Raw genomic sequence first — 25,092 nt, forward strand, 5'->3', positions numbered from 1 at the left:
ACCGTCGCCGCGTTCGCCACGACCTTGTTGGCCCCGGCCGCGTCCGTGAAGGCCAGCCTCGCCCGTACGGTGACGGTCTGTCGGCCCGGTACGGCGAAGCCGGGGAAGCCGCCCTCGACGACGGCGATCATCTCGTCCTCGTCCGACTTCTCCAGCGACATGGTCCGCCATCCGCCCTTGTCGTCGGTGAGTTGGAGCCGGACCTGGTCGACGGCCAGGGACCGGTGCCGGTCGCTGAGCACGATGACCGGGTGGATGTTGTGGCAGACCTCGTCGGTGCTGTTGGTGAGATCGATGGACCAGGTCCCCGCCGGGCCGCCCGGACGGTACTCGTCGGGGCCGCCGTGGATGCGCGTGTCGATCGGGAAGTCCGGGTCGGACGCCCGGCCGCAACTCGGCTGCCGGTCGGCCCCGGGGCCAGGGCCGGGATCCGCCACGGTCGCGCTCGCGGTCGTCGCCGGCAACGCGGCGGGGACGATCGTGCCGGCGGTGACACCGACAGCTCCGACGGCTCCGAGGATTGCGGTGACGAGGGCGGGACGCAGTCGCATGGATCGCATGAGCAGGTGGCCTTTGCTGATCGCGAGGCGGTCGGGACGGGACGGGGCCGCGATGGAGCCCCGACGCTGCCACGGGCCGGCCACCGGTCCTGGAAGCCACGTCCGACCACGGTCCGAAGATCGTACGAATACGTCCCAACGGCCCTCAGCCCTGTTACGGGAGGGGCCCATGAGAACGGGGCCGGGTCCTTGACGGACCCGGCCCCGCTGATTCGACGGAGCGTCAGCCCGCCCAGACCTCGGCGTCGTCGGCCGGGACGGTGGTGGCCAGGCCCAGTTCCTTGCGGGCGGCCACCGACTTGTTCGGGTCGATGCCGGTGAAGGCCGAGTCGTAGGCGATGTAGAACGCGTCGGAGTCCGCGGCGTTCGCGGCCTTCTTCCAGTCCCCCGCCGCCTTCGTCAGCGTCGAACGGAGCTTGCCGACCTCGGCGCCCTCGATGCCGTCGAGGCCCTTGACGTGTGCGTCGAGGGCAGTCGTGACGGCCTTGGCCTGCGCCTTGTAGCCGGCCAGGTCGTCCTCGACGGCGTCCTTCTCGGACTGGTTGGCCCACAGGGCCTCGTAGACCGCGTTCGAACCCTTGAGGAAGGTGGTCTGCTCGGGCTTGAGGGACTTCGAGGTGTCCAGCGAGCCGCTGAACTTGCCCGCCTCCGAGGTGTACGTGCAGCTCACCGCGCGGTCACCGGTCGACCAGCTCTCCTGGGTCGGCGTGTAGTAGAAGAGGGAGACGCCCTTGGGAAGCGCCCAGGTGTCCGGGGCGTACTTCTGCGCCTCGACCGGGCAGCGCTCGTCCGCGATCGCCGAGATCCCGTCGTCGCCGGGGTACGCCTTGCCTTCGTCGATCGCGAACTCGCCGACGACCTGGCCCTCGTGGGCCTCGTCGCAGGGCACGATCTCGACGGTGTACGCCGTCCCCTCGGCCTTGCCGCTGGGGTTGTAGCAGTCACTCGTGTCCAGCGAGAACACCGAGCGCTGGCGGGCCACCTTCTTCGCGCCGTCCTTGGCGCTGTCGACGGCGTCGGAGACGTCCGCGCATCCCACCGCGCCGAGGGCGAGCAGGACGGCAACACCGGATATGCCGCGAATGGAACGATACGGGGCACGCAGAGTCATGACGTGTACATCCTCTTATGGCATCTTTATGAGGGGCGGCACGGGCATCTTATGCCGTTCCTGCGGGACCCATTGACACGGAGGCCCTCACCTCATCGCGATGTCATCCCATCGCGGCGTCATTGACTCGCGACGGGCCGCGAAGGTTGTATCCGGGCTGCTTGAGGCGTGTCCCGCGCGACCCCGGGCCGCCCCCGCCCGAAGACCCGCGCGTGCCCGAACACCGGCGCGAGCACCAGTTGCGCCGCGCCCTCGGCCACCGGGTGCGTACCGCCGTCGGCCACGGTCACCGGTACGACGGGGCCACGCGCACGCTCCTCCAGTACGGCCCCGACTCCCGTGACGAACCGTTCCTCGGCCGCGGCGACGACCCGCCCGCCCAGCAGCACCCGGTCGATGTCGAGCAGCCCGACCAGATTCGCGGCCCCGGCGCCCAGCACCCGCGCGGCCTCGGCCAGGTCGCCGCGTGCGACGGCCGCCAGGCAGAGCGCCTCGATGCAGCCGCGGTTCCCGCAGTCGCACGGCGGCCCGTCGAGCTGGATGACCTGATGCCCGAACTCGCCCGCGCCGGTGCGGTCGCCCCGGTAGAGGGCGCCGCCGAGGACGAGGCCGGCGCCCAGGCCCGTACCGAGGTGGAGGTACGCGAACGAGTCGCCGGGTCCGCGCAGCGCGAGGCCGAGCGCGGCGGCGTTGGTGTCCTTGTCAAGGACGACCGGCAGGCCGAGGCGGGCGGCGAGCGCGTCGCGCAGCGGGAAGCCGTCCCACTGGGGGAAGCCGGTGACCCGCTGGGGCACGCCGGTGGTGTGGTCGAGGGGGCCGGGCATGGCGACACCGACGCCGAGCGGATTCGCCGTGCCCGGCGCGTCCGCGTGGCGCCCGGCCTCCGCCCGTACCGACTCCACCCACCGCGCCGCGGTCTCCACGACCTCGGCCGCGCCGGCGCCGAGGTCGAAGGGCACCGTACGGGCCGCGACCGTCGTGCCCGCCAGGTCGACCACGACGGCCGTCAGTTCGTCACGGTCCAGGTGGAGGCCGACGGCGTGCGCGGCGGAGGGGACCAGGCACAGGACGGTCCTGGGTTTGCCGCCGGTGGACGCCCGTTGCCCGGCGCCGGCCGCCAGGCCCTCGGAGCGGAGCCTGGCCGTGATCTTGCTGACCGCCTGCGGGGTGAGGCCGGTGGACTCGGCGAGTTCCAGGCGGCTGATGCCGCCCTCACCCGCCGTACGGAGGAGGTCGAGCACGAGCGCGGAGTTGTGGCTGCGCAGCGACGGGAGATTCGCGCCGGCGTGCGGGCCCGGGTGCACGCCGGTGCGGATGTCCGCCGGGACGCCCGTACCGATCCCCTGGCCGCGCACGCCCCCGCCGCGGTCAACACCGCTTCCCTCGCCGCTGCCGCCGCTGTCTTCGTTGCTCTCGCCGTTGCCCACGGTGTCATTGTGCCGGGCGCTTGCACTATCGCAACACCGTTGCTTAAGTGGAACGCATGACTGGCACCGGTACCCCTCTGCGCGTCGCACTCGTGGGCTACGGCCTCGCGGGCTCCGTCTTCCACGCCCCGCTGATCTCCGCGACGGACGGCCTCGTCCTCGACACGGTCGTCACCTCCAACCCCGAACGCCAGGCGCAGGCGCGCGGCGAGTTCCCCGACGTCCGGTTCGCCGTGTCGCCGGACGAGCTGTGGGAGCGGGCCGGTGAGCTGGACCTGGTCGTGATCGCGTCGCCGAACAAGACGCACGTCCCGATCGCGACGGCCGCGCTCAAGGCGGGCCTCGCGGTCGTCGTGGACAAGCCCATCGCCGGCACCGCCGCCGAGGCGCGCGAGCTGGCCGCTCTCGCCGAGGAGCGGGGCCTGCTCCTCTCCGTCTTCCAGAACCGCCGCTGGGACAACGACTTCCTGACCCTCGCGCGCCTCGTCGCGGGCGGTGAGCTGGGTGACGTACAGCGCTTCGAGTCACGCTTCGAGCGGTGGCGGCCACAGACCAAGGGCGGCTGGCGCGAGTCGGGAGTGCCGGAAGAGATCGGAGGGCTGCTGTACGACCTGGGCAGCCATGTCGTGGACCAGGCGCTGGTGCTGTTCGGTCCGGCGGCGCTCGTGTACGCGGAGTCCGACGTACGCAGGCCCGGCGCCGCGTCCGACGACGACACGTTCATCGCGATCACGCACACGAGCGGGGTCCGCTCGCATCTGTACGTCAGCGCCACGACCGCCCAACTCGGCCCGCGCTTCCGGGTGCTGGGCTCGAAGGCGGGCTATGTGAAGTACGGCCTCGACCCCCAGGAGGCCGACCTGCGCGACGGCAGGCGGCCCAACACCGGGGAATCCAACGGGAACTGGGGGACGGAGCCCGAGTCCCTGTGGGGCCGCCTCGGGGCCGGTGAGTCCCCGGCGACGGGTGGCGGCCACCCGGTGGAGAGCACGCCCGGTGACTACCCGGCGTACTACGCGGGTGTCGCGCGGGCGCTGCGCGACGGTACGGCGCCGCCGGTGACCGCGCACGAGGCCGCCGCCGCGCTGGACGTCCTGGAGGCCGCGCGCCGCTCCGCCCGCGAGGGCGTCACGGTCGCGATCGGGAGCGCGTCATGACGGCGCGCGACGACCGCTCGCTGCCGACGGTGGCCGAACTGGAGGCGCAGGAGGAGCGGTTGGTCCTGCCGCACTTCACGTACGACGACGCGTGGGCGCTCGGGAGCCTGCTCGTCCAGCTGTCGCGCGAGCGCGGGGCACCGGTCGCGATCGACATCCGGCGGGGAAGTCAGCAGTTGTTCCACAGCGCGCTGCCGGGCTCGTCGGCGGACAACGACGCCTGGATCGACCGCAAGCGGCGGGTCGTCGAGCGGTACGGCGCGAGTTCGTTCCTCGTCGGTGCGCGCTTCCGCGCCAAGGGCAGCACGTTCGAGGACTCCTCACGGCTGGACCCGGACCGGTACGCGGCCCATGGCGGCTCGTTCCCGATCACGGTGGAGGGGGCGGGAGTTGTCGGCTCGGTGACGGTCTCGGGTCTGCCGCAGGAGGAGGACCACGCGATGGTGGTGGAGGCGATGGAGCGGCTGATGGGCCAGATGCGGGAGCACGTACCGCGCGGGTGACGCCTCCGCCGTCGTGCCGTCAGGTCTTGATCTCCCGGAACCCCGGCACGCTCGTGACGAGCAGAGTGCCGTCCCACAGACGCAGCGCGTCGTCGGGTGCCGGGGTCTCGGTGACGACGGGGCCGAAGAAGGCGTGCCGGGCCCCGGACGGGTGGGTGACGGCGAGCACGGGCGTCCCCACCTCCCCGACGACCAGGTTCATGGCCTCCTCGTGCGAGGCGCGCAGGGCGGCGTCGTGGTCGGTCGTGAACCCGGTCGCGGCCTCCGCCGCCGGCAGCCCGGCGGCGCTCAGGGCCTCGGCGATGTCGCCGATCCACTCGCGCCGCCCGCCGTCCGGACCGGTCCACAGGGCGTCGTAGAACCTGCCGAGGGCGTCATGCCCGTACGCCGTCTGGACCGCGGCGCACACGCGGGCGGGGATCCAGAGGTAGCCCTCCTCGTCGCCCTCGGGGTCGACGTCCTTGCCCTCGTTGAGGATCGACAGGCTCATCACGCGCCAGCGGATGTCGATCGGGCGCTGTTCGGCGACGGTGACGATCCAGGACGCGGTGACGCGGCTGAGCGGGCAGGCGGGGTCGAACCAGAAGTCGACGGCCAGTCGTTCGTCGCGAGGACCGGTGACCATCGACACGTTCCTCCCTCTCGGTCCGACCCGGCCAAGCCCCTTAGCCTACGGGCGAGTTACGCGTCCTTGAGTTCCTGGCGCTGGCGCCCCAGGCCGGCGATCTCCAACTCGACGACGTCACCGGCCCGCAGGTACGGCTTCGGCTCCGGCTGCCCGAGCGCCACACCCGCCGGCGTACCGGTGTTGATGACATCGCCCGGGTAGAGCGTCATGAACTGGCTGACGTAGCGCACGACTTCGGCCACCGGGAAGATCTGCTCCGCCGTCGTACCGTTCTGCTTCCGCTCCCCGTTGACGGACAGCGTGAGCGACAGCGCCTGCGGGTCCGGCACCTCGTCGGCCGTCACGAGCCAGGGGCCGAGCGGGTTGAACGTCTCGCAGTTCTTGCCCTTGTCCCACTGGCCGCCGCGCTCGATCTGGAACTCGCGCTCGGAGACGTCGTGCGAGACGGCGTAGCCCGCGACATGCGCCAGGGCCTCCTCGTGGGAGTCCAGGTAGCGGGCGGTGCGGCCGATCACGACCGCCAACTCGACCTCCCAGTCCGTCTTCACGCTCTTGCGCGGTACGAGGACGGTGTCGTCCGGGCCGACCACCGTGTCCGGGGCCTTGAAGAAGATGATCGGCTCCGACGGGATGTCCGCGCCCGTCTCGCGCGCGTGATCGTGGTAGTTCAGCCCGATGCACACGATCTTGCCGATCCGGGCGACGGGCGGCCCGGTGCGCAGCCCGGCGGAGTCGACGACGGGCAGCTCGCCGGACGCGGCGGCGGCCCGTACCCGCTCCAGCGCGGCCTCGTCGGCGAGCAGCGCGCCGTCGATGTCCGTGACCAGTCCGGACAGGTCCCGCAGGGTCCCGTCCTGGTCGAGCAGCGCCGGGCGCTCCGCACCCGCCGTACCGACACGCAGCAGCTTCATGGTCTGTATCTCCCTCTGGTCGAGCGGGGCACCCGCCGACGGGTCGCGGCCATCGGGGGATCGGCCGATCGTCCAAGACATCGGATCACTCCGCAAGACCCCGTTCACACCCTGGACCGCGCCCGGCGCGCCGGGCGGCGTCATACGGCGGTGGCCAGCGCCCCCGGCGCAGGGACGTCCCGGTAGAGGAAGGCCCGTTCGACGGCGGTCCATGTGGTGCTTGTCACTACGTACAGCGCGGCGGCCAGCGGCACCACCCCCACCGTCATGAGGGTCGCGAAGGACAGCAGCGGCATCAGCTTCGTCATCGCCCCCATGCCCGGCACCGGCTGCCCGTCCGGACCCGCAGTCGGGGTCGGCATGGTGGCCATCTGCCGCTTCGTACGCCGGTAGTTGAACGTGGCGACGCACACGACGACGGCGAACAGCACGACGTACACCAGACCCGCTCCGCCGAAGATCCCGCCGTCGGCGAGTGCGTCCTTCCAGCGGTCGCCGAGGGGCGCGGCGCCCAGGGAGTGGCCGAGCAGTTCGTTCGGCCTGCCGCCGATCTCCCGGCTGGAGAAGAGGTGGTACATCAGGAAGAACGCGGGCAGCTGAAGCAGGCTCGGCAGACAGCCCGAGAGCGGCGAGACCTGCTCCTTCTTGTGCAGCTCCATGATCGCCTTCTGGAGCCGTTCGGGGTTCTTGGAGTGCTTCTTGCGCAGCTCGGCGATCTGCGGCGAGAGCTTGGTGCGGGCCTTCTGGCCACGGGCCGCCGCCCGCGAGAGCGGATGGACCGCGAGCCGTACGCAGGCGGTGAAGAGAATGATCGCCGCGGCGGTCGCGCCGCCCTGGAAGACGGGGTGGAGCAGGTCGGCGATGTGCCCGACCAGCGAGGCGAAGCCGGACAGGAAGACGGACATGGGTGAGCCCTCCGGGGGTCTCGTCGTGCCGGATGGAAGGCGCGGCGCCGGTGACAGGGCGCGGCGCGGCTCGGCATGACGACCCGCGTGGGGTCCGCTGGCTCGGGTGAGGCTTCGAGAAGGGCCCTACGCGGTCGTCAGGAGGGGACGACCGGGGGCTCGGGGCCGGGTGCGACCTCGCGCGTCGGGATCTCTCTGGGGCAGGAAGGCCGTGCGCTGCTCGCGGTCGCGGATGGCCGTACGGACCCGGGTGGGCGGTACGGCGGGGGCGCACCGCGCCGAGATGGCGGCGGAGGCGGCGAACGCGGTGGAGGCCGCGGCGGTGGCGGCGAGGGCGACGGCGGCGGAGAGGCTGCCCGTGTCGACGAGCAGGATCTGGACGAGCCCGACGAGCAGGAAGAAGAGAAGGACGACGGAGCGCGGCGACGGTGCCGTGCGTCGGTTCATGCCCCGCTCCTCCCTACTGTCCCGGCCACTGATCCGCTCTCGGACCGTTCAGGCCCTCCCAGCCGTTATACACGATCGGTTTCGATGGGCTGAAGGAGACGGCGGGGCGCGAGCAGCGCCCGGCTCACCGGATTGTCCGGGTCCGGATCGAGTCCGCGCCCCGGCAGCATCCGCACGTCGCCGGGCGGTACGGCCATGGCGCAGGCCGGGCACTCGCCGTAGGAGCCCAGCTCGGTCCCGCAGGCGGCGTGCGTGAACACCCGCATCGGCAGGACGCCTTCGATGTGTTCGCGCCCCCAGAGGCCGAGGGAGCGCAGGACGGGCCACAGGGCGGTGCCGCGCTCGGTGAGGACGTACTCGTCGCGCGGCGGCGACTGCTGGTAGCGCCGCTTCTCCAGGACGCCGGCCTCCTCCAGCCTCTTGAGGCGGGTGGCGAGGACGGCGCGGGGCATGCCGAGGTGGGTGAGGAAGTCGTTGTAGCGGCGCACTCCGTAGAAGGCGTCGCGTACGACGAGCAGTGTCCAGCGCTCGCCGACGACCTCCAGGGCTCGGGCGATCGAGCACTGCTGGGCGGAGTAGTCCTTGCCGAGGGCCATGACCTCACCTTAACCAATCCAAGGTTCAATGAACGAACTCACCGTGCTACGTTTCGACGAGCCACTGAGTTCATTCATCGAACTCAACCGAACCGAACCCACGCTCACCGAGCCGGGAAAGGTAGTCATGCCCCCGCCGCCCGTGTCCACGAGCCCCGCCACCACCCGCGCCGCCCGGCCCGCCGCGGGCGCCACCCTCGCCGTCACCAGCGCGGCCACGACCGTCGCGCTCATGAACTACACCGTCCCGATGCTCACCCTCCCCGACCTGAGCGCCGACTTCGGCACCGCGATATCGGCGCAGGCCTGGCTCCTGAACGGCGCCCCGCTCGGCCTCGCCGCCCTCCTGCTCGTCGCGGGCAGCCTCGCCGACGACTACGGCCGCCGCAGACTCTTCCTCGCCGGCACCCTCGGCCTCGCGCTCACGACCGGACTCGGCGCGCTGGCCGGCTCCACCCTCACCTTCACCCTCGCCCGCATCGCCCAGGGCGCCTCCAGCGCGGCGATCATCGCCAGCAGCCTCGGGCTCCTCGTGCACGCCTTCCCTCCGGGGCCGGGGCGGATCAGGGCCACCGGCGTCTGGGGAGCGTTCGTGAGCGCGGGAATCGCCACCGGGCCGCTGCTCGCCGGAGCGCTGGGTACGTACGGCTGGCAGCAGCCGTACGCCGTACTGTCCGCAGCCGCCCTCGTCATCGCCGGCCTCGCCTTCCGTACGCTCGCCGAATCCCGCGCGCCGCGCGGCGGACGCCCCGACCTGGCGGGCGCGGTCGCGCTCGGCGCGGCCATGACCGCCCTGCTGAGCGCGCTCACGCTGGGGCGCGACGGATGGCTGCGCACGCCCGTCGTCCTGCTGCTGGTGGCCGCCGCCGTACTGACCGGTGTCTTCGCCGCGGTGGAACGGCGCGGTGGCGCGCCGCTGATCGAGCCGGCGCTGCTGGGGCGGCGGCCGTTCCAGGCGGCCACGTCGGGGGCCCTGTTCACCGGGCTCGCGGTGATCGGCCTGTTCAGCTACCTGCCCACGCTGCTCATGCGGACGCTTCACATCTCCCCGATGGGCGCCGCGGGCCTGTTCGTGCTCTGGTCCGGCACGGCCTTCCTGGTCGCCCTCCAGACCCGCCGCCTCGCGGGCCGCGTCCCCGCCGGCTACCAACTCGCCCTCGGTTTCGGCCTGCACGCGGCCGGCGCCCTGTCGATGCTGGGCGCGGTGGGCGCGGGATCGTGGGGGCGGCTCGTACCGGGGCTGATCGTCGCGGGCGCGGGCAGCGGCCTGTTGAACGCCGCACTGCCCCGGTTGTCCGTCGAGTCCGTCCCGCAGGAACGCGCGGCGATGGGCTCGGGGGCGAACAACACCGCCCGGTACATCGGCTCGGCGGCGGGCGTGGCACTGATGATCGCGGTGGCGACGTCGGCGAGCACACCGGAGCACGGCACCGACCTGGCGATCCTGGTGTCGACGGGGCTCACCCTGCTGGGGGCGGCGCTGGTGCTGTCGCTGAGGGACGGAGCGCGGGCACGGCGCTGAGCAGCCCCCTCCGTACGGCGAGAACCACCCTCGCATCTGTCCCGAACCCCCTCCGCCCCGGCGCACGTCCAGCAGTACGGTGTGGACCATGCGCCCCGACATCCCTGCCGACCACACCTCTGAAGCCGAGCGCCTCCTGCGCACAGCTGCCCAGTACCCCGAGGACCGCGAGCCCCTGCTCCTCCAGGCCGCGGCCCATCTGGAACTGGCCGGCGCCCGCGACCGCGCCACCGGCCTCTACGACGACCTCCTCACCGGCGCCCCGGACCACCCGCACCTGGTGAAGGCGCTGAAGGCCGCCAACCTGTGGGAGTACGGCCACGAGGCCGAGGCCCGCGCGATCATCGACGGCCTGCGCATCGCCGAACCGCTGGAGCCGGCGCCGTGGGAGATCGTGGCGGAGACGCTGGAGGCCCACGACGAACTCGAAGCGGCCCACGACTCCTACACCACGGCCCTCAACCTGCTCCTGACCCCGGGCGAGGAAGTCCCGTACTCCGCCGGCTCCCTCCTCCTCGGCCGCCACCGCCTGCGCCGGCTGCTGGGCCTGGAGCACGACGACTGGGACGCCCTCGGCGACCAGGTGAACAAGACGTCCGTCCCCCTCGACGAACTCCACGACCCCAAGCGCCTCTGGGCCCTCGGCTCCGACAACCCGGCCGAACTCCGCGCCGAGATCGCCCGCCTGCGCGCCGAACTGGGCTCGTACCGCTCGGCCCTCTCCCGCCCGTTCCCGGTCGCGGTCCTCCACTGGCCGGCCGCGGAACTGACGGAACTCCTCACGGCGTACCCCGACCTCCGCACCGAGTACCCGTCCCACGAGGCCCACCTCGCCCAACTGGAGTCCTCCCTCCGCGAACTCGCTGCGGCAGGCACCCCCAACCTGGGCATCGTGACGGGCACGGTCCCCTCCTACGAGGCCTTCGCCGCCTCCGAGTCCGCTTCCCCCTCGGACCCCAACCTGCTCCCCCAGTACGCCACCACCCTGGCCGCCCGCGGCCGCGCCACAGCCTGGCCCCCGGCCCGCAACGCGGCGTGCTGGTGCGGCTCGGGGAGGGCGTACAGGGAGTGCCACGGGGCGGGTTAGGGATCGGCAGAGGAACGGGGCCGCAGTCAATGAACACAGCCAAACCCTCGTCGCCCGCCGTCTCGGCCCGGATGAGCCGACAGGCGCGTCGCGACACCGCTCCCGAGGTGGCGGTACGCAAGCTGCTCCACGCCTCGGGTCTTCGCTACCGGGTCAACGCCCGCGTTCCGGACATGCCCCGACGCACGGTCGACGTCATGTTCACCAAGGCCAAGGTCGCCGTGTTCGTGGACGGTTGCTTCTGGCACGGCTGCCCTCTGCACGCCACCCAACCGAAGGCCAACGCCGAGTGGTGGCGCGAGAAGCTGGACAAGAACATGGCCCGGGACAAGGAGACCTCGGCACACCTGGAAGCGGCGGGCTGGACGGTGCTGCGGTTCTGGGAACACGAGTCGCCCGTTCACATGGCGGACGAGATCGCGGAGACCGTGATCCGGAACAGGGGCCACGACACCGGGCCCGCAAAGGACGGAGACGAATGACATTGCGGTCCCTGGACGTGTGCGCGGGAGCCGGAGGCCTGGCCCTCGGCCTCGAACAGGCAGGATTCGAGCCTGTGTTGCTGCTCGACAAGAAGCCCGTCGCGTGCGAGACGATCCGACTCAACAGGCCTTCCTGGCAGGTACTGGAAACGGACCTCCTGGACTTCGACCCGGTGAACCACCAGCAGTGTTACGACGTGGACCTGCTCTCGGCCGGCCTGCCCCGTGTGAAGTCGACGGCAACACGGGAACGGACGACCGACGGTGACGAGGAGATGCGCCTTCTGGAGGCCACCATCTACCTCGTGCACGCCGTACAGCCAAGGGCGCTCCTCATCGAGAACGTTCCCGGACTTGCCGGCGCGCCAGAATTCGCCGAGTTCCGGGACTTCGCCCACAAGGAACTCATCCATCTCGGATATGCCTTCAACTGGTTCGTACTCAACGCCGCCGACTTCGGAGTCCCGCAGGATCGCAAGCAGGGTGTGCTGGTCGCCATGAAGAGGGACGGCTCGCGCGAGTACCTCCCGCCCCAGGCCACGGTGACCCGGCATGTCACCGCGGGCCAGGCCCTGCACGCCTCGATGTCGAGTCGTGGTTGGACCGGCGCCGACCGATGGGCCGCTTCGGCCGTCAGCGTGGCCCCGACGGTGGTGGGGGGCTCGGAGAAGCGTGGAGGCGCCGATGTGGGCCCGACCGGTACCAAACGCGCCTGGGCCCGGATGGGCATCAACGGCAACGCCTTCAGCGACGAGGTCCCCGGACCCGACGGGGTGCAGGAATCGGACACGTCCGGCTCCCCGCTCAAGAAACTCACCGTGGCACAGACCGCGATCCTGCAATCCTTCCCCCTGGGTTGGCAGTTCGCCGGAGGCAAGACCGCCCGTCACCGGCAGATCGGCCACGCCTCACCACCACCTGTGGGGCACGCTCTGGGGATGTCCATCGCCGAGGCCCTGATCTGACGTGCCGGTCCCGGGAGTGGTCGAGTCTGCGCGGCCCACTCTCTGGCGGCGGCACCGGTCGGGCGCGGGTATCCTGTCCGACGGCGATCTTCGTGGATCGGGCACGACGAGCGACCACGTGACGTCTGTGCCGACAGCTACTTCGACAGCCGGGAGATCATGTGCGTGCCGTCCAGATCGTGGATCTGTTCGCAGGTCCCGGCGGACTGGACGTGGCCGCAGAGGATCTGGGGCTGACGGTCAACGGCATCGAATGGGATGACAACGCGTATGCCACGAGGTTGGCCGCCGGCCTCGAAGGCCCGCAAGGTGATGTGCGGAAGTTCAGTCCTGAGCACTTTCCGGATGCCACGGTCCTCGCAGGCGGCCCACCCTGTCAGACCTTCACCGTCGCCGGTACGGGCGCCGGACGCAAAGCCTTGGACCTGGTCAAGTACTTCGTCCACCAGATGGCGGCCGGAAAAGACGTCGAGCCGGAGCTGGCACTCCTGGACGACGAACGTACCGGTCTGGTCCTGCAACCCCTCCGCTGGGCACTCCTGGCCGAGAAGGCAGGCAAGGCATACGACGTGATCGTGTTGGAGCAGGTGCCTTCGGTACTTCCGGTGTGGATCGAGATCGGCAAGGTACTCGATCGCCTCGGCTACTCGGTGGACTGGGGAGTTCTCCGTACCGAGCAGTTCGGTGTCCCCCAGACTCGTCGTCGCGCCATCCTGATTGCCCGCCGCAACGGAAAGGCGATGCTGCCGACGCCGACCCATCAGCCCTATCGCAAGGGGCGAAGGCCGGACCCGAATGATCCAATCCTGGATCCATGGGTGGACATGCGTCGAACGCTGGATCGGAAGGAACCGTTCGTCGTCGTCTCCAACTACGGAACGGGTGGTGACCCCAAGGAACGCGGCCGACGGAACTGGGACGAGCCCTCGGCAACCGTGACCGGGAAGATCTCCCGGAACCGCGTGATGACGCCCGACGAATCGAAGGAGCTGCCCCGATTCACCCACGCCGAGGCGGGACTTCTTCAGACGTTTCCACGCGACTATCCGTGGAGCGGGAAAGACATCGCGCAGCAGATCGGCAACGCCATCCCACCTCTTCTTGCCAAGCGCGTCCTGGAGGCCGCACTCGGCCTCACGAAGCCGTCCGTCTCCGAGGCCGAGCCCGGCATGTTCGACTTCGCCGTCGCTCGTTGAGCCGCAGGCTGTCGGCCGGTCCGCAGGGTCACCCCTCAGGCGGTGCGGTTCTCCCCCGTACCGGAGCGTCCTGAAACAGTTCACGGAAACGTTCGGCGAGCGTATCCACAGCCGGTGCCGAGACCGGGTCGTCGGCCGGCCCGTCCGGCAGGCGCCGTCGAGACACCACCGGCGCGGAGTCGGCTCCGGCTACCCATGCCTCCAGAGCGTCGCCGTACCAGTCGTCGTCCTCGGCCAGAACGTCGTAGAGCAGGGTGCCGGCCGCCGCGTTCGCCACGGTGGCGAGCGCGTTCACCTCACGGCCCGTACGGGCAACCCCGTCCGCGACCAGTCGGATCATCGCCTGGGCGGTGGGGCGATGATCGATGATGTCGAGGCGCAGAAGCGTGTTGAGCACGTCCTGATTGCCGCAGGCCACGACCGCCGGGGCATAGTCGGCACCGTTCCTGAACAGCTCCGCCGCCCACCAGAGGCGGGAGAACCCCTGGGTGTAGTGGGCCCCGCGGAAGCGGCTCGCCGACACCATCGGCGGGAGCCCGTCCTTGCCCTTGGCCGGCAGGTGACGCCACACCAGATAGTCCGGGGCGACTGCGAGGGCGAGATGATTCCACATCGCCTCGTCGGCGGCCTCCCTGCGGGTGAGTCGGAGAGTCGCGTGCAGCCGAGGCGCGAGCCAGGCGTCGGCCCTGGTGCGCTCGGCGGGCGGGTAGAGGTGCATCACATCGTCGATCAGGTCTCGTACCGGCTCGACACGTAGGCGAACGTCGTCGTCGGGCAAGGACGTCACCTGGCGGCCCAGCTCGATGTACGGCGGATTCTCGCGGCCCGACCGGACACCCATGCCGATGTGCTTGACCGCATTGATGTCCGAGAGCAGAGCCAACCGGTCCGGGAGGGGTTCGGGCTTGTCGGTCATGCCTTGCTCGCCTTCTGGGACGCGTCGAGTACACGGATTGCGGTGCCGAGATTCCTGGCCACCTTGGCGCGGCGACCCGCCGCGTAACTGATGCGCGGTTGCAGCTCGTTCCAACCGGAGGACTCCCGCCGCCTCGCGTGGATCTCACTCAGGGCGTCGATTCCGGACATTCCGGGGAGTACGTCGGAGAGCATCCCGCGGAGTACGGCATCACGCCAACCGCCCGGCCATTCGGGATTGCCCTCTTCGTCCAACTCCAGGTCGCTGACGGCGGAGTGGAACACCGCTGTCCAGATGTCGGTGGCGATCTGGGTGGCGAGCATGTCCCTGACGGCCCGCTCCAGGGGGGCTCCGCCGGAGTTGAGCAGCTCGGAAACGCCTTCGAATCCGGTGTTGAGGTGCACCGTCGGAAGGTCGCCCGACGTCTCCACGATCCACGGGGCGTCCTTGAAGGGGCGCAGCCACTCCTCGGATCCGGTGGCGAAGTCCACCTCGTTGATCTGAAGTTCCCTGCGCCGTACGGGCGTTCGCGCCGTCAGGTCGACGACCCAGTTGTCCTCGGACCCACCGATGATCCGTCCTGGTACGCCGTCGACCGTGGCCACGACAGACACCGACAGCTCGGCCTGGCTCCGATGCGCTGCCCGCCACAGCCTGATCCGCCCGGTCCACTCCGCGTTGTCGCTCCCCCGAGGGCGAAGAACCGCCGTGGTACGCGCGTTGGTCGCCTTCTCCGTCAGGACGAGAACCACGGACACGTCCTGCCAGGGTCCCTCGTCGAGCTCCTTCACGGGGAGGGTGGCGGTGACGCCGATTCTCGCGTACGTCCAGTCGTCCCGCTCCACCTGGTGAAGTGCGACCACCCGCTCGTCCCCGGAGAACACCGACGTGTGAAGGTCCTTCTGGTCCTGCTTCACGGCCGTCACTCGCAGGGCGACCTCACCGGCCAGCGTCCGGTAGGGAAAGACCTTCACGCCGGCGCCCCTTTCGTCTTCTGGAGGTCGACGATCAGTCCGGCCAGCGCCGCACGGACCGGATGGGTGGACACGTCGGTGGTGGCGGTGAAGGTCGCGCTGCGCGCGCCGGCCTTGAAGCGCAGTGCGCCGTCGACGAACTCGCAGTTGGCACCGGCGACGACCCGTGCCCAGCCGACCGATGGTCGACCACCGGATCGGACCTCGAACCGGGCGACGGGGTTCATGACCCAGGGATCCTGACGCAAGGGCAGCTTGACCTCGGCGTCGATCTGCCAGGCACCTGCCTCGTCCACGAACGCGTCCAGGTCGAGGATCGTGGGGAAGCCGCCGCCCCGGGCGGCGGCCGGCGGGGCGCCGTCCAGCCCCAACAGCTCCCGAAGTGCCTTCGGGCCGCCCTCGCTGCGCTCCTTGCGTTTTCCGACGAGTTCTCGCACCGCGTTGTTCGCCGCCCTGGTGAAATCGGCGATCCGACGATGAGCGGTGGGTGAGTACGTGGCACGCAACTCCTCGGTCTGTCCCCACTTGTTGTGCTCGGGAGGTTCGGATGCCCGGAGGAAAGCCTCGGCCCGATCGGCCTCGACGGCGTCCGCGCCGGCCGCGTGCCCCGCCAACAGCACCGCCTGAAACGAGTTGGTTCCCAGAGGAAGATCTGGGACGCGGGCGGATCGAACCTTCATCCGACTGCCCCGCATGGTGACCATGTGGTTGGGCTTGCCGTCGTCCGCGTCCTCGGCGGCTGTCACGAGAAGGACCGCCTCGTGCTCGGCGACCTTGCCGTGGCCCCTCACGGCAGGAACCTTGAGAGGGACCTTGGCCATGGCGACCTGTCCGATCTCGGTGAGCTCGTCGACGGTCCGACCGTCGAAGTACGCCTTCAGGGCTCGGGTACGTGAAGGCTGCACGAGTCTAGGGTCGACGCGCTGCTCCTTCATGACGACGACGCCGTTGCGCAGAGTGCGGACCGAGGCCTCCAACAAGGGCGAGGTGTTCTCGCCGGAGGTCATCGCGGCCCAGAAGTTGTTCGCGAGTGCGATCAGGAGCTTCTTGTGCATGGCCTGGACGGACTCGTCCTCGTCGCCGTCGTCACTCGCGGTGTGCTCGTTGATCCCGCTCGCGACATCGTGGGCCCCGACGACGAGGAAGGACGTGCCCGGCTCGTCGTTCTCGCGGGTGAGGTGCAGCCGCTCGACCGTTTCCTCCTCGGCCCACCAGGAGCGCGCCACGTTCTCGCTGCCCGGAACGGTGTCCGGCTCGCCGAACCAGGCGGGGCCGGCGCATGCCTGGCCGTCCACCACACGCCACGGCAGGTCGAGACGCCCGATCAGCCGGCGTGCCGTACGCCCCTCGTGCGGCACCGACAAGGTGGAGTTGATGAGAACCAGGCCCAACCTGCTGGCGGCCCAGAGCGTGGCCTTACCGAGGCCGTACGAGCCGCCGGCTCCGTCGTCCGACTTGTTGCTGTCGAGTTGCCGTCGGACGACGGCGGCGAACCGGCCGTCCTCGTAGTCGTCGCCCGTGAGGCCCGAAGCGTTGTAGTCGTCGACCCTCAACAGCACGAGACGGTCGCGCTCGTTCATGTCCCGTAGGCCTTCGGCGATGACCCGGCCCACCTTCTGCTCCTGGGCGGCGGCGGCCTCGTAGTGCGGTCGCAGATACGCCCAGCCGATCGCGTCCCGGAAGCGTGCGAGAGGTTCGCCACTCAGCTCGTGCAACGTGTAGCGAACGCGAACCGGTCGTGTGCGGTCGAGACGCTCGTCCAAACTGTTCTGGGTCGCCTCACGCGCCAGCACCTCGACATCCGCCTCGAAGGCGAAGGCGGCGGCGTTGCCGAACTCGCGGCCGCCGTCCTTGTGCGCGGGGCGGTGGTACCAGGAAACCGGACGTCCCGTCACGGCGTCGGTGGTTCGGGTGTGCACGGTCCCGGGATCCGTGCCGATCGCGGTCGCGATTCGGCGCATCATGTCCTCGCGCGGCACTGCCCTGCCGGTGATCCAGGCCGAGACCGCGGCCCGGGTCAGCCCGACCCGCTCGCCCAGTTCGGCCTGACTGATGTCCAGAAGCCTCAACTGGCGTGCGAGCCAAGGGCCGAAGTCCTCTCCCACGTCCATGTCACACCACACCCCTCAACCCGCGCTCGGCACATCCTGCGGCCCCACGATACACGGCAATTTGACGTCACGACTCTGCGACAATATTGATTGACAGGCGATTCGCCTCACCCAGGATGGGTCTTGGCTCTCATTCTTCAAACCCAACAGATCTCACCATTCGGCTGAAAAGCCCCAAACGGGGCACACGGGACGAAATCGGAAGTTGAGCAAGGTGATGAGGACTGAGTCTCCATCAGACGCCTTTTTTCGGGAGCGAGTTGACCGCCAAGGCGGGTTGACTCCATCAGGGAGAAGGTCTAGCGTTCCTCGCCAAGCGCAAATCGGCAGGCACTTCGAGCAACCCTCGACCACGTGTCTCTATTTCGTCGTGCACAACAACAGATAACCCGGCCCGTCACCTCCACCGAAGTGGCGAGCTTCGTCGCCCTGTTCACAATCACATACCACTCGGGAAGGCCATCTCCACAAGAGAATCGGAGCCGAGTCCGCCCCGTTTCCTCTTTCCCCGGCCGTACTCTCTGAATTACCCGACGGAGGCTTTCCCATGCCCGAACACGACTTCACCTACATCGACCTTCACGATTCCATCGAAGAACCGGACCTGAGGCGCGAGTTCTTGCTGTCCGTCGGGAAGACCCCCACCCAAATCAGGTACGACCGTCGGCGGCGTGACGCCGGGGCCGCCCGGAAGCGCGATGCCGAGAGGGCGGACAACAAGAGGACCGAGGAGCCGGTCGTGTCCCCTGACCTCAGCTCCGAACTCAGCGACATTCGGCGTCTGTTGCGCGCCACCGCCCGCTCCACCAGGTCTTCTGCGGCCTCGGCGACCCGTCCCCCCAACAGGAACACTCCGCGGGTCCGGAATCGCAGGACGCCCTCGCGCCGCAATCAGGTGGTCATCGTCATCATCGGTCTCTGACAACTCGGACACACCGTCGGGCAACACGTCTATCGTTTCGAGCGGGGCCGGCCACACCCAGGGCGTGGTTCGGCCCCGCTTCTTCCTCGCGTCCGGCCGCCACCGGCCCAGAAACGGATTTCATCATGAGTCAAGCTTCCGCCACGGACGCCTCGACCGCTTCGCCCGTCATCCGTACGATTCTTGAGCAGTCGGCACGCGTGCTGGAGACCTACCGCGTCGACCCCGGTCTGATTCTGGAGCATGCCAACGGTGAACGTCGCATCACCCAGGGCGGCTACGGGGACCGCCAATTGTTCGAGTTGGTGCAGAACGCCGCCGACGAGATCTCCGACCAACCCGGTGGGAAGATCCATGTCGTCCTGACGGAGAATCATCTCTACTGTGCGAACGAAGGCACCGAGGTCACCCCCGAAGGTGCCGAGACCATTCTCCGCATGAGCGTGTCAAGAAAGCGTGGCGGTCAGATCGGCCGCTTCGGAGTAGGGGTCAAGTCGATCCTCGCCGTCACCGACACCCCCCAGTTCTTCAGCAGTTCAGGATCCTTCGGGTTCGACCGCAGCTGGTCCCGCGACGAGATCGCGAAGGCGCGCGGGGCCGGTTCCCACGAGCCCTTCGAAACTCCCGTTCTTCGGATGGCCCGCCCGCTGGACTCCGCCGAGGAGCGACTGGCCGACCCCGTACTGGATCAACTGCTGGACTGGGCCACGACCGTGGTACGCCTCCCCCTGCTTCCGGGCGCCGCCGAACGTCTCGCCGGCGACATGCACCGGACGTCGACGAACGAGGACGAGGGGCGGCGGGAGTTTCCGGAGCGCTTCCAACTCTTCTCGCGTCATGTGGGTACCGTCGTGCTGGAAGATCGACGCGAGTTGCCGTTCGTCCGTCGCGAGATCACCGTCGAGCACGACGGCACCCACCACGCGATCAACGAGTCGCGGACGGGCAAGGCCGCCGTCAGGACCGAATGGAAGGTCTTCACCCACGCACACCGCCCCACCGAGGACGCCCGACGCAGTGCGGGTGAGATGCATGACCGGGGAACGATCGACATCGCCTGGGCGGTGCCTGAGTACGTGGGTGACACCGTACTCACCGCCCCCAGAGGCCGCGGTGAGTTCTGGTCCTTCTTCCCCACCAAATACCCCATGACCTTGAGCGGCGCCCTCAACGGGGCGTGGAAGACGAACGAGGACAGGCAGAATCTGCTCGACGCCAGCCCCTTCAACCAGGAGATCATCCAGGTCGCGGCCCGACTCGTCGTCGACTCTCTGCCTCAACTCTGCCCGCCGTCGGACCCCGGTGCGTACCTCCCGCTGCTCCCCGGACGCCCCCGTGAGTCCGAGACGTTGAACTGGGCCGACAAGTATCTGACCGAGCAGATCTGGAAGTTGACGGCTCAGCGCCCCTCGCTGCCCGACCAGGACGGTGTCCTTCAGATACCGCGGGATCTGAAACTCCATCCCGACCTGGGTGGTCGCGGACGACTGAAGACCCAGTGGCTTCAGATGTGGAGCGCCTGTCCGGGGCGACCTTCGAACTGGATCCATCCCTCGGTCGAGACCTTCGACATCCGCTCCGGCAAGGTCGAACACGTCCTCAACGAGACGAAGCAGCAACGCGAGACGGTGCGCGGGTGGCTGGAGGCTCTGGTGTCCGACGAGACCGCCGAGGCGTCCGCGGTCGCCATCCGCATTCTCGCCGAGATGATCCGTGACGGCTCACCCTTCGCGCAGGAGGCCCGCACCGCCCACATCGTTCTCACCGAGGAGCACGGCATGGTCCCGCCCGTCGCCGGTCGGGTGTTCCGCCGCACGGTGCAGGACGGTCTCAAGGACGACCTGGTGTATGTCGACCAGGCACTCTCGCTCTCCGACGACCCGACGTTGGCCGCCGCGTTCAACGAGATTGGTATCCGGGAGGCCGATGCCCGTGGCCGGTTCGTGGGCGTCCTGGACCAGGGTTTCGACAGCTACGGACCGCAGGACTGGACCCGCTTCTGGGAACTCTTCCACAGCGCCGGGGGCAGCCACGTCTCCGGCGAGGTACGGACCCGCGTCCCCTCTCCCTCGACGACGCTCTTCGTCCGTACGTCGGACGGCCGCTACCACCGGATGCGGGACTGCCTGGTGCCCGGCCCCGTCGTACCCGCCGACGGGAGCAGGGACGCGTCCCTCGCGGTGGACATGGACTTCCACTCCGACGACATGGCCGTGTTCCGCGAATTCGGCCTGCGCAACGGACCGACCGGGGGGCAGCAGCCGGCCGACGACGCCTGGTTCGAGGAGTACCGGACCTCCGTCCACGAGGAGTACTGCAGGACGCTCGACAGCAGCGCGAACCGTCCGACCCTGAACCGCCTCAAGGTGGAGGGCGCCACTCCCGGTGGCCCCCTGCACCTCCTGCCCCGCCTGTCCGACGAGGGGAAGGCCGCCTTCGTCAAGGCACTGCCGGACGACAGTGTCATCGACACGTGGACGATGCAGATCGGGGCGCAGACCTCGACCCGACGGAGAGTCGTCTCGCCGTTGCGGTGGATGCTCCGCCGTCACGGCATGCTGCCGACGTCGCAGGGAGTCGTCCCGCTCGCGGACGCCGTGGGTCCGCAGCTCCACGCGTACAGCGATGTCCTTCCCGTCGCGGACATCAGCGAGGAGAAAGCCCGCAAACTTCATCTCCCCGTCGTGGCGAGCGACGTCCCGCCGAGGCAGTGGGACCGCCTCCTGGCGCAGCTCGCCCTGAGCGACGACGACGCGTTCGTCGGTCGCACCTACGTGATGCTCACCCGCCTCGAGGTCCCGTTCCCCGCGGACACCCTCACCCGCTGTCGTACGGGTGCCGAGTGGGCTGCCCGCGAGGACGGCGAGATCGCGGTGGCCGCCTCCGAGGAGGAGTATCGCGCGTTGCGCGCCGAGCAACTCCCGGCCCTGCTCGCGGGCAATCCGGCCGACGCCGATCTTCTGGTCCGAACCTGGGGGATGCTGCGGTTCGCCGATGTCATCAGCAGGGAGATCCGACACGTCGGGGCAGGTGAGCCGATCCTCCTGCGGGACGAATACCCGACCTTGCGCCAGCGGCTCGGCAACTCCGTCAACAACTACACCTTGTTGCGCTGCACCGAACTGGAGGAGGTGACCCGTACCCCCCAGGGGACCCGGGTGGCTCCACTGGCAGGCGCCCTGCACGGCACCACCGTGCTCGTACTCGCCTCGCAGTCCCGGCTCGAGGCGCTGATCTCCGCGGACCGAGAGTTGCGCTGGGGGTTGCGTGAGGCGGGCTGTCGAGCCGTTCTGGACGCCCAGGAGCGACAGGAGTCCGACCAGCAGGTGCAGAGCGCTCTGCGCAAGGTCCGCGAGGCGCAGACCGTGGAGGAGAAGTTGGAGTTGCTCGTCGGGGCGACAGCGCTTCGTGCCGGGTTGCCGCCCGGTTTGTTGGAGAGCGAACGTGCCGCCCTCGGGGACGAGGAACCTCCTGCCCGACGGATCGCACGCATGGCGTACAACGCCCACGGTGACGGCGTGTTGCAGATGCACGCCCGGGACCTCGTGGCGGCCTACCCGAGTCACGCACCGTCGTCCTTCACGGGCGGGTCCCACGCCGTGCGGTTCGTGTCCGAGTTCGGCTTCCCCGACTCCTTCGCCGGAGCCAGGACACCCTCCCTGGAGCCGAGGATCGACGTGTCCGGACCGACCGCGTTCCCCCGCCTCCACGACTACCAGGAACGGCTCGCCGCCAACGTCTTCGCGATGCTGGACCGCGTCACGCCGCAACGCGGGATGTTGTCGTTGCCGACAGGCGCCGGGAAGACCCGGGTGACGGCGGAGGCCGTCATCCGCTGGGTCAAGCAGGCGGGGCAGTTGGACGGCCCGATCCTGTGGATCGCGCAGACCGAGGAACTGTGCGAGCAGGCCGTCCAGAGTTGGAGTTTCGTCTGGTCGAAGGTGGGGGCCGATGAATCGCTCGCGATCAGCCGGCTGTGGTCGTCGAACGAGGCCGGCCCCGTGAACGACCGCCCGCACCTCGTCGTCGCGACCGACGCGAAGCTCCGCAACTGTCTGGAGACCGACAACTACGAGTGGTTGCGAGCGGCCAGCCTCGTCATCGTCGACGAGGCCCACATGGCCATCGCGAAGCAGTACACCGAGATCCTCGCGCAACTGGGCCTGACCGCACGTGAGACCGAGCGCCATCTGCTCGGTCTCACGGCCACACCGTTCCGCAACACCAACGACGAGGAGACACGGCGCCTGGTGCAGCGCTTCGGGGCACGGCGCCTCGACGACGGGATCTTCGCTTCGGGAGACGCGTACGGTGAGCTCCAGGAACTGGGCATGCTGGCGCGCGTCACCCATCGCGAACTGCCCGGTGGCACCATCGAGCTGACCCACGACGAGAAGGAACGGGCAGACCAGCTCAGTCTGTTGTCGAAGGCCGCGGAACAGCGCCTCGCGGACGACCAGGACCGGAACAGCCGCATTCTCGAAGAGATTCGAGGCATGCCTTCCGACTGGCCGGTCCTCGTGTTCGCCACGTCGGTGGGCCACGCCAAGTTCCTGGCCGCCAAACTCAGAGATCTGGACATCACCGCGGCGGCGGTGGATTCGGCGACGTCGACGGGCGAGCGCAGGCAGCGGATCGACGCCTTCAGGCGAGGCGGCATCCGCGTCCTCACCAACTACGGTGTCCTCACCCAGGGCTTCGACGCACCTGCCACCCGTGCGGTCGTCGTGGCCCGTCCCAGCTACAGCCCCAACATGTACCAGCAGATGATCGGGCGCGGTCTACGAGGACCACGCAACGGAGGCGAGGAGACCTGTCTCATCCTCAACGTCCGCGACAACATCACCAATTACGGCAAAGCCTTGGCGTTCACCCAGTTCGAGCATCTGTGGGGTACGAAGTGAGCACCTTGCGGGTCGAAACCCCGGAGCTCACGGCGGAGCAGCAGGCTGTCGTCGACCAGCCCTGGGACACCCGTCTGCTGATCACCGCCGGTGCGGGATCGGGCAAGACCCATACTCTCGTGCGTCGACTCGACGCGCTGATGAGCGACGAGGACGTGGCCTTGGAGGCCCGGGAGATCCTCGTGCTCAGTTTCTCCCGGGCGGCCGTCAGGGAGCTGCGCGAGCGGATCTCCCTGCACGCCAGGGAGGCCCGCGGGGTCAGGGTGCAGACCTTCGACTCGTGGGCGTACGCACTGTTGCAGAGTGGGTATCCGGATCGCGAATGGGAGGGTCTCTCCTTCGACGAGCGCATCCGGGAGGCCACCGAGGCCATCATGCGAGGAGCTCTGGAGGCGGGGGAGGTCGGTCCGCCGGCCCATGTGGTGATCGACGAGGTCCAGGATCTCGTGGGTGATCGCAGAGACATGGTGGAGACCCTGCTCGACCGTTTCCGCAACAGTTGTGGTTTCACCGTGGTGGGCGACGGCGCACAGGCGATCTTCGGCTTCCAGGTGTCGGACGAGGACGCTCGTGCGGCGGAGACCAACTACTTCTTCGACTGGCTCCGGGCCTCGTACGCCGACGACCTGGTCGAGCTGCATCTCACCGCCAACTTTCGGGCCCGCACCGACGAGGCACGCATCGCTCTCGGCCTCGGACCCACGCTCCAGCGGCTGCCGTCCGACACCCAGGAGTCGGGGACGGCCGGCGAGGAGCTGTACCGGAGACTGTCGGACCTGTTGCGCACCTGTCCTGACTTCGGTCCGCTCGACAGCGAGTTCACCGTGGGGTCACTCAGGGACTTCCCAGGGACGTGCGCGATCCTGTGTCGCGACAACCGGCAAGCTCTCGTCCTGTCGGACACGCTCCACTCCTTGCAGGTTCCGCACCGGATGCGACGGTCCTTCCAGGACCGCTCCGTTCCACCGTGGGTCGCGTCCGTCCTTCGAGCCACCGGCTCCTCGACGTTGATGGAGGAACGCTTTCTCAAGTTGCTCGCCGCAGGTGGGTCGTTGCCCGAAGGCGACGACCCGATCAGGCTCTGGCGATCGCTGCGCGACGCGGCACGTGCACCTCGTGGCCTCCTCGATGTCTCCGCCGTGCGCCGGCTGGTCACCGAGGGTCGTTTCCCGGACGATCTCGTCATGCCGGAGCCGGGCGGCCTCGTGATCTCCACCGTCCACCGGGCCAAGGGACTCGAATTCGATCGGGTGATCATGGTGGAGCCGCCGACGACGACGGAGCTTCGCAGACAACACACGCATGTCGATCCGGCAGCGGAGTCTCGTGCCTTGTACGTGGCGATGACACGCGCCAGGGACGACCTGTTCCGCATGGCCGCACCGGACACCACCCTCATCCGCAAGGACAGGGCGAGCGACCGTTTCTACCTCGGTGGCTGGAAGGCCTACTACCGCGACGGACTGGCAACCGGCGGTCGGGACGTGTCCACCGAGCACCCGCCCGGTACGGACGGATTCGAGGCCGACCCCGTCGAACTCCAGGACCACCTCGCGGCGTCGGTCCGCCCCGGCGACGACCTGGTGCTGCGTCTGCAGCACGAGTTGCCCATGGCCGCCGATCAGAGCCCGCCATACACCATCTTCCATCGAGACACACCGGTCGCCGTGGTGTCGGAGGAGTTCCGCCGGGACCTCCATTCGTCCTTGAAGGTCAACCGGACGTGGGCGATCAACTGGCCGGTGGAGATCGGCGGCTTCCGGGTGGA

At 69.3% G+C, this 25,092-nt stretch carries 19 protein-coding genes and 1 pseudogene; 9 read left to right on the forward strand and 11 right to left on the reverse strand.

Annotated elements, in window-relative coordinates:
- The 3 genes and pseudogenes from BHU15_RS23290 to BHU15_RS23300 form a co-directional block, all read right to left on the reverse strand.
- Window positions 1-551, reverse strand: a pseudogene (locus BHU15_RS23290) (hypothetical protein); the annotation flags it as partial.
- A gap of 232 nt (window positions 552-783) precedes the next feature.
- Window positions 784-1,671 carry a septum formation family protein gene (locus BHU15_RS23295; protein WP_023541493.1) on the reverse strand — a complete coding sequence of 296 codons (888 nt, stop codon included), beginning with the start codon at window positions 1,669-1,671 and terminating at the stop codon, window positions 784-786.
- Window positions 1,672-1,790: 119 nt separating this feature from the next.
- Window positions 1,791-3,011 carry an ROK family transcriptional regulator gene (locus BHU15_RS23300; protein ID WP_079128325.1) on the reverse strand — a complete coding sequence of 407 codons (1,221 nt, stop codon included), beginning with the start codon at window positions 3,009-3,011 and terminating at the stop codon, window positions 1,791-1,793.
- Between the two features lie 143 nt (window positions 3,012-3,154).
- On the opposite strand from BHU15_RS23300, the gene BHU15_RS23305 reads away from it, so the two are divergent.
- Together BHU15_RS23305 and BHU15_RS23310 are read left to right on the forward strand one after the other, a co-directional pair.
- Window positions 3,155-4,255, forward strand: coding sequence for a Gfo/Idh/MocA family oxidoreductase (locus BHU15_RS23305; protein ID WP_069628987.1), 1,101 nt, complete (start codon window positions 3,155-3,157; stop codon window positions 4,253-4,255).
- Window positions 4,252-4,758, forward strand: a complete 507-nt coding sequence (locus BHU15_RS23310) for a heme-degrading domain-containing protein (RefSeq protein WP_171908428.1) — start codon at window positions 4,252-4,254, stop codon at window positions 4,756-4,758. The genes BHU15_RS23305 and BHU15_RS23310 overlap by 4 nt, the downstream gene beginning before the upstream one ends.
- Window positions 4,759-4,777: 19 nt before the next feature.
- On the opposite strand, the gene BHU15_RS23315 is transcribed toward BHU15_RS23310, so the two are convergent.
- From BHU15_RS23315 to BHU15_RS23335, 5 genes are all read right to left on the reverse strand, one after another.
- Window positions 4,778-5,383, reverse strand: a complete 606-nt coding sequence (locus BHU15_RS23315) for a mycothiol-dependent nitroreductase Rv2466c family protein (RefSeq protein WP_069628988.1) — start codon at window positions 5,381-5,383, stop codon at window positions 4,778-4,780.
- Between the two features lie 56 nt (window positions 5,384-5,439).
- On the reverse strand, window positions 5,440-6,297 hold the full coding sequence (locus BHU15_RS23320) for a fumarylacetoacetate hydrolase family protein (RefSeq protein WP_023541488.1): 858 nt from the start codon (window positions 6,295-6,297) through the stop codon (window positions 5,440-5,442).
- 140 nt (window positions 6,298-6,437) lie between these two features.
- The gene (locus tag BHU15_RS23325) at window positions 6,438-7,202 is read right to left on the reverse strand and encodes a YidC/Oxa1 family membrane protein insertase (protein WP_069628989.1); all 765 of its coding nucleotides are present in this window, start codon (window positions 7,200-7,202) and stop codon (window positions 6,438-6,440) included.
- Window positions 7,203-7,328: 126 nt separating this feature from the next.
- The gene (locus BHU15_RS23330) at window positions 7,329-7,649 is read right to left on the reverse strand and encodes a DUF6412 domain-containing protein (RefSeq protein WP_069628990.1); all 321 of its coding nucleotides are present in this window, start codon (window positions 7,647-7,649) and stop codon (window positions 7,329-7,331) included.
- Window positions 7,650-7,714: 65 nt separating this feature from the next.
- Window positions 7,715-8,245, reverse strand: a complete 531-nt coding sequence (locus BHU15_RS23335) for a winged helix-turn-helix transcriptional regulator (RefSeq protein WP_069628991.1) — start codon at window positions 8,243-8,245, stop codon at window positions 7,715-7,717.
- Window positions 8,246-8,372: 127 nt separating this feature from the next.
- Here BHU15_RS23335 and BHU15_RS23340 point away from each other — a divergent pair, with 127 nt between their 5' ends.
- From BHU15_RS23340 to BHU15_RS23360, 5 genes are all read left to right on the forward strand, one after another.
- Window positions 8,373-9,767, forward strand: a complete 1,395-nt coding sequence (locus BHU15_RS23340; protein WP_069629002.1) for an MFS transporter — start codon at window positions 8,373-8,375, stop codon at window positions 9,765-9,767.
- 88 nt (window positions 9,768-9,855) lie between these two features.
- Window positions 9,856-10,854, forward strand: coding sequence for an SEC-C domain-containing protein (locus BHU15_RS23345; RefSeq protein WP_069628992.1), 999 nt, complete (start codon window positions 9,856-9,858; stop codon window positions 10,852-10,854).
- Between the two features lie 29 nt (window positions 10,855-10,883).
- Window positions 10,884-11,336 (forward strand): very short patch repair endonuclease, encoded by a 453-nt coding sequence (locus BHU15_RS23350; protein ID WP_171908429.1) that lies wholly within the window; start codon window positions 10,884-10,886, stop codon window positions 11,334-11,336.
- Window positions 11,333-12,301 (forward strand): DNA cytosine methyltransferase, encoded by a 969-nt coding sequence (locus BHU15_RS23355; RefSeq protein WP_069628993.1) that lies wholly within the window; start codon window positions 11,333-11,335, stop codon window positions 12,299-12,301. Before BHU15_RS23350 ends, BHU15_RS23355 begins: the two co-directional genes overlap by 4 nt.
- A 179-nt stretch (window positions 12,302-12,480) precedes the next feature.
- Window positions 12,481-13,497, forward strand: coding sequence for a DNA cytosine methyltransferase (locus tag BHU15_RS23360; RefSeq protein WP_255293191.1), 1,017 nt, complete (start codon window positions 12,481-12,483; stop codon window positions 13,495-13,497).
- 28 nt (window positions 13,498-13,525) lie between these two features.
- Here BHU15_RS23360 and BHU15_RS23365 read toward each other — a convergent pair whose 3' ends face one another.
- The 3 genes from BHU15_RS23365 to BHU15_RS23375 are packed head-to-tail and all read right to left on the reverse strand — an operon-like array spanning window position 13,526 to window position 17,498.
- Window positions 13,526-14,413 (reverse strand): DUF6339 family protein, encoded by an 888-nt coding sequence (locus tag BHU15_RS23365; protein WP_069628995.1) that lies wholly within the window; start codon window positions 14,411-14,413, stop codon window positions 13,526-13,528.
- On the reverse strand, window positions 14,410-15,387 hold the full coding sequence (locus BHU15_RS23370) for a hypothetical protein (RefSeq protein ID WP_171908430.1): 978 nt from the start codon (window positions 15,385-15,387) through the stop codon (window positions 14,410-14,412). Before BHU15_RS23370 ends, BHU15_RS23365 begins: the two co-directional genes overlap by 4 nt.
- Entirely contained in the window at window positions 15,384-17,498 is a 2,115-nt protein-coding gene (locus tag BHU15_RS23375) for a helix-turn-helix domain-containing protein (protein WP_069628996.1), read from the reverse strand. The genes BHU15_RS23370 and BHU15_RS23375 overlap by 4 nt, the downstream gene beginning before the upstream one ends.
- Window positions 17,499-18,545: 1,047 nt before the next feature.
- Here BHU15_RS23375 and BHU15_RS23385 point away from each other — a divergent pair.
- On the forward strand, window positions 18,546-23,324 hold the full coding sequence (locus BHU15_RS23385; RefSeq protein ID WP_069628998.1) for a DEAD/DEAH box helicase: 4,779 nt from the start codon (window positions 18,546-18,548) through the stop codon (window positions 23,322-23,324).
- Window positions 23,321-25,092 (forward strand): UvrD-helicase domain-containing protein (locus BHU15_RS23390; protein ID WP_069628999.1); only part of this gene is annotated, 1,772 nt, incomplete at its 3' end. The genes BHU15_RS23385 and BHU15_RS23390, both read left to right, overlap by 4 nt.

This window comes from Streptomyces niveus (assembly GCF_001723055.1).
Lineage (GTDB): Bacteria > Actinomycetota > Actinomycetes > Streptomycetales > Streptomycetaceae > Streptomyces > Streptomyces niveus.

Excerpts from the sequence above, each read along its gene's own strand:
- BHU15_RS23350 (WP_171908429.1), top strand. The coding sequence starts at position 10,884 with ATGAACACAGCCAAACCCTCGTCGCCCGCCGTCTCGGCCCGGATGAGC.
- BHU15_RS23385 (WP_069628998.1), top strand. The coding sequence starts at position 18,546 with ATGAGTCAAGCTTCCGCCACGGACGCCTCGACCGCTTCGCCCGTCATC.
- BHU15_RS23355 (WP_069628993.1), top strand. The coding sequence starts at position 11,333 with ATGACATTGCGGTCCCTGGACGTGTGCGCGGGAGCCGGAGGCCTGGCC.
- BHU15_RS23335 (WP_069628991.1), bottom strand. The coding sequence starts at position 8,245 with ATGGCCCTCGGCAAGGACTACTCCGCCCAGCAGTGCTCGATCGCCCGA.
- BHU15_RS23340 (WP_069629002.1), top strand. The coding sequence starts at position 8,373 with ATGCCCCCGCCGCCCGTGTCCACGAGCCCCGCCACCACCCGCGCCGCC.
- BHU15_RS23315 (WP_069628988.1), bottom strand. The coding sequence starts at position 5,383 with ATGGTCACCGGTCCTCGCGACGAACGACTGGCCGTCGACTTCTGGTTC.
- BHU15_RS23295 (WP_023541493.1), bottom strand. The coding sequence starts at position 1,671 with ATGACTCTGCGTGCCCCGTATCGTTCCATTCGCGGCATATCCGGTGTT.
- BHU15_RS23345 (WP_069628992.1), top strand. The coding sequence starts at position 9,856 with ATGCGCCCCGACATCCCTGCCGACCACACCTCTGAAGCCGAGCGCCTC.
- BHU15_RS23325 (WP_069628989.1), bottom strand. The coding sequence starts at position 7,202 with ATGTCCGTCTTCCTGTCCGGCTTCGCCTCGCTGGTCGGGCACATCGCC.
- BHU15_RS23375 (WP_069628996.1), bottom strand. The coding sequence starts at position 17,498 with ATGGACGTGGGAGAGGACTTCGGCCCTTGGCTCGCACGCCAGTTGAGG.
- BHU15_RS23320 (WP_023541488.1), bottom strand. The coding sequence starts at position 6,297 with ATGAAGCTGCTGCGTGTCGGTACGGCGGGTGCGGAGCGCCCGGCGCTG.
- BHU15_RS23365 (WP_069628995.1), bottom strand. The coding sequence starts at position 14,413 with ATGACCGACAAGCCCGAACCCCTCCCGGACCGGTTGGCTCTGCTCTCG.
- BHU15_RS23310 (WP_171908428.1), top strand. The coding sequence starts at position 4,252 with ATGACGGCGCGCGACGACCGCTCGCTGCCGACGGTGGCCGAACTGGAG.
- BHU15_RS23305 (WP_069628987.1), top strand. The coding sequence starts at position 3,155 with ATGACTGGCACCGGTACCCCTCTGCGCGTCGCACTCGTGGGCTACGGC.
- BHU15_RS23330 (WP_069628990.1), bottom strand. The coding sequence starts at position 7,649 with ATGAACCGACGCACGGCACCGTCGCCGCGCTCCGTCGTCCTTCTCTTC.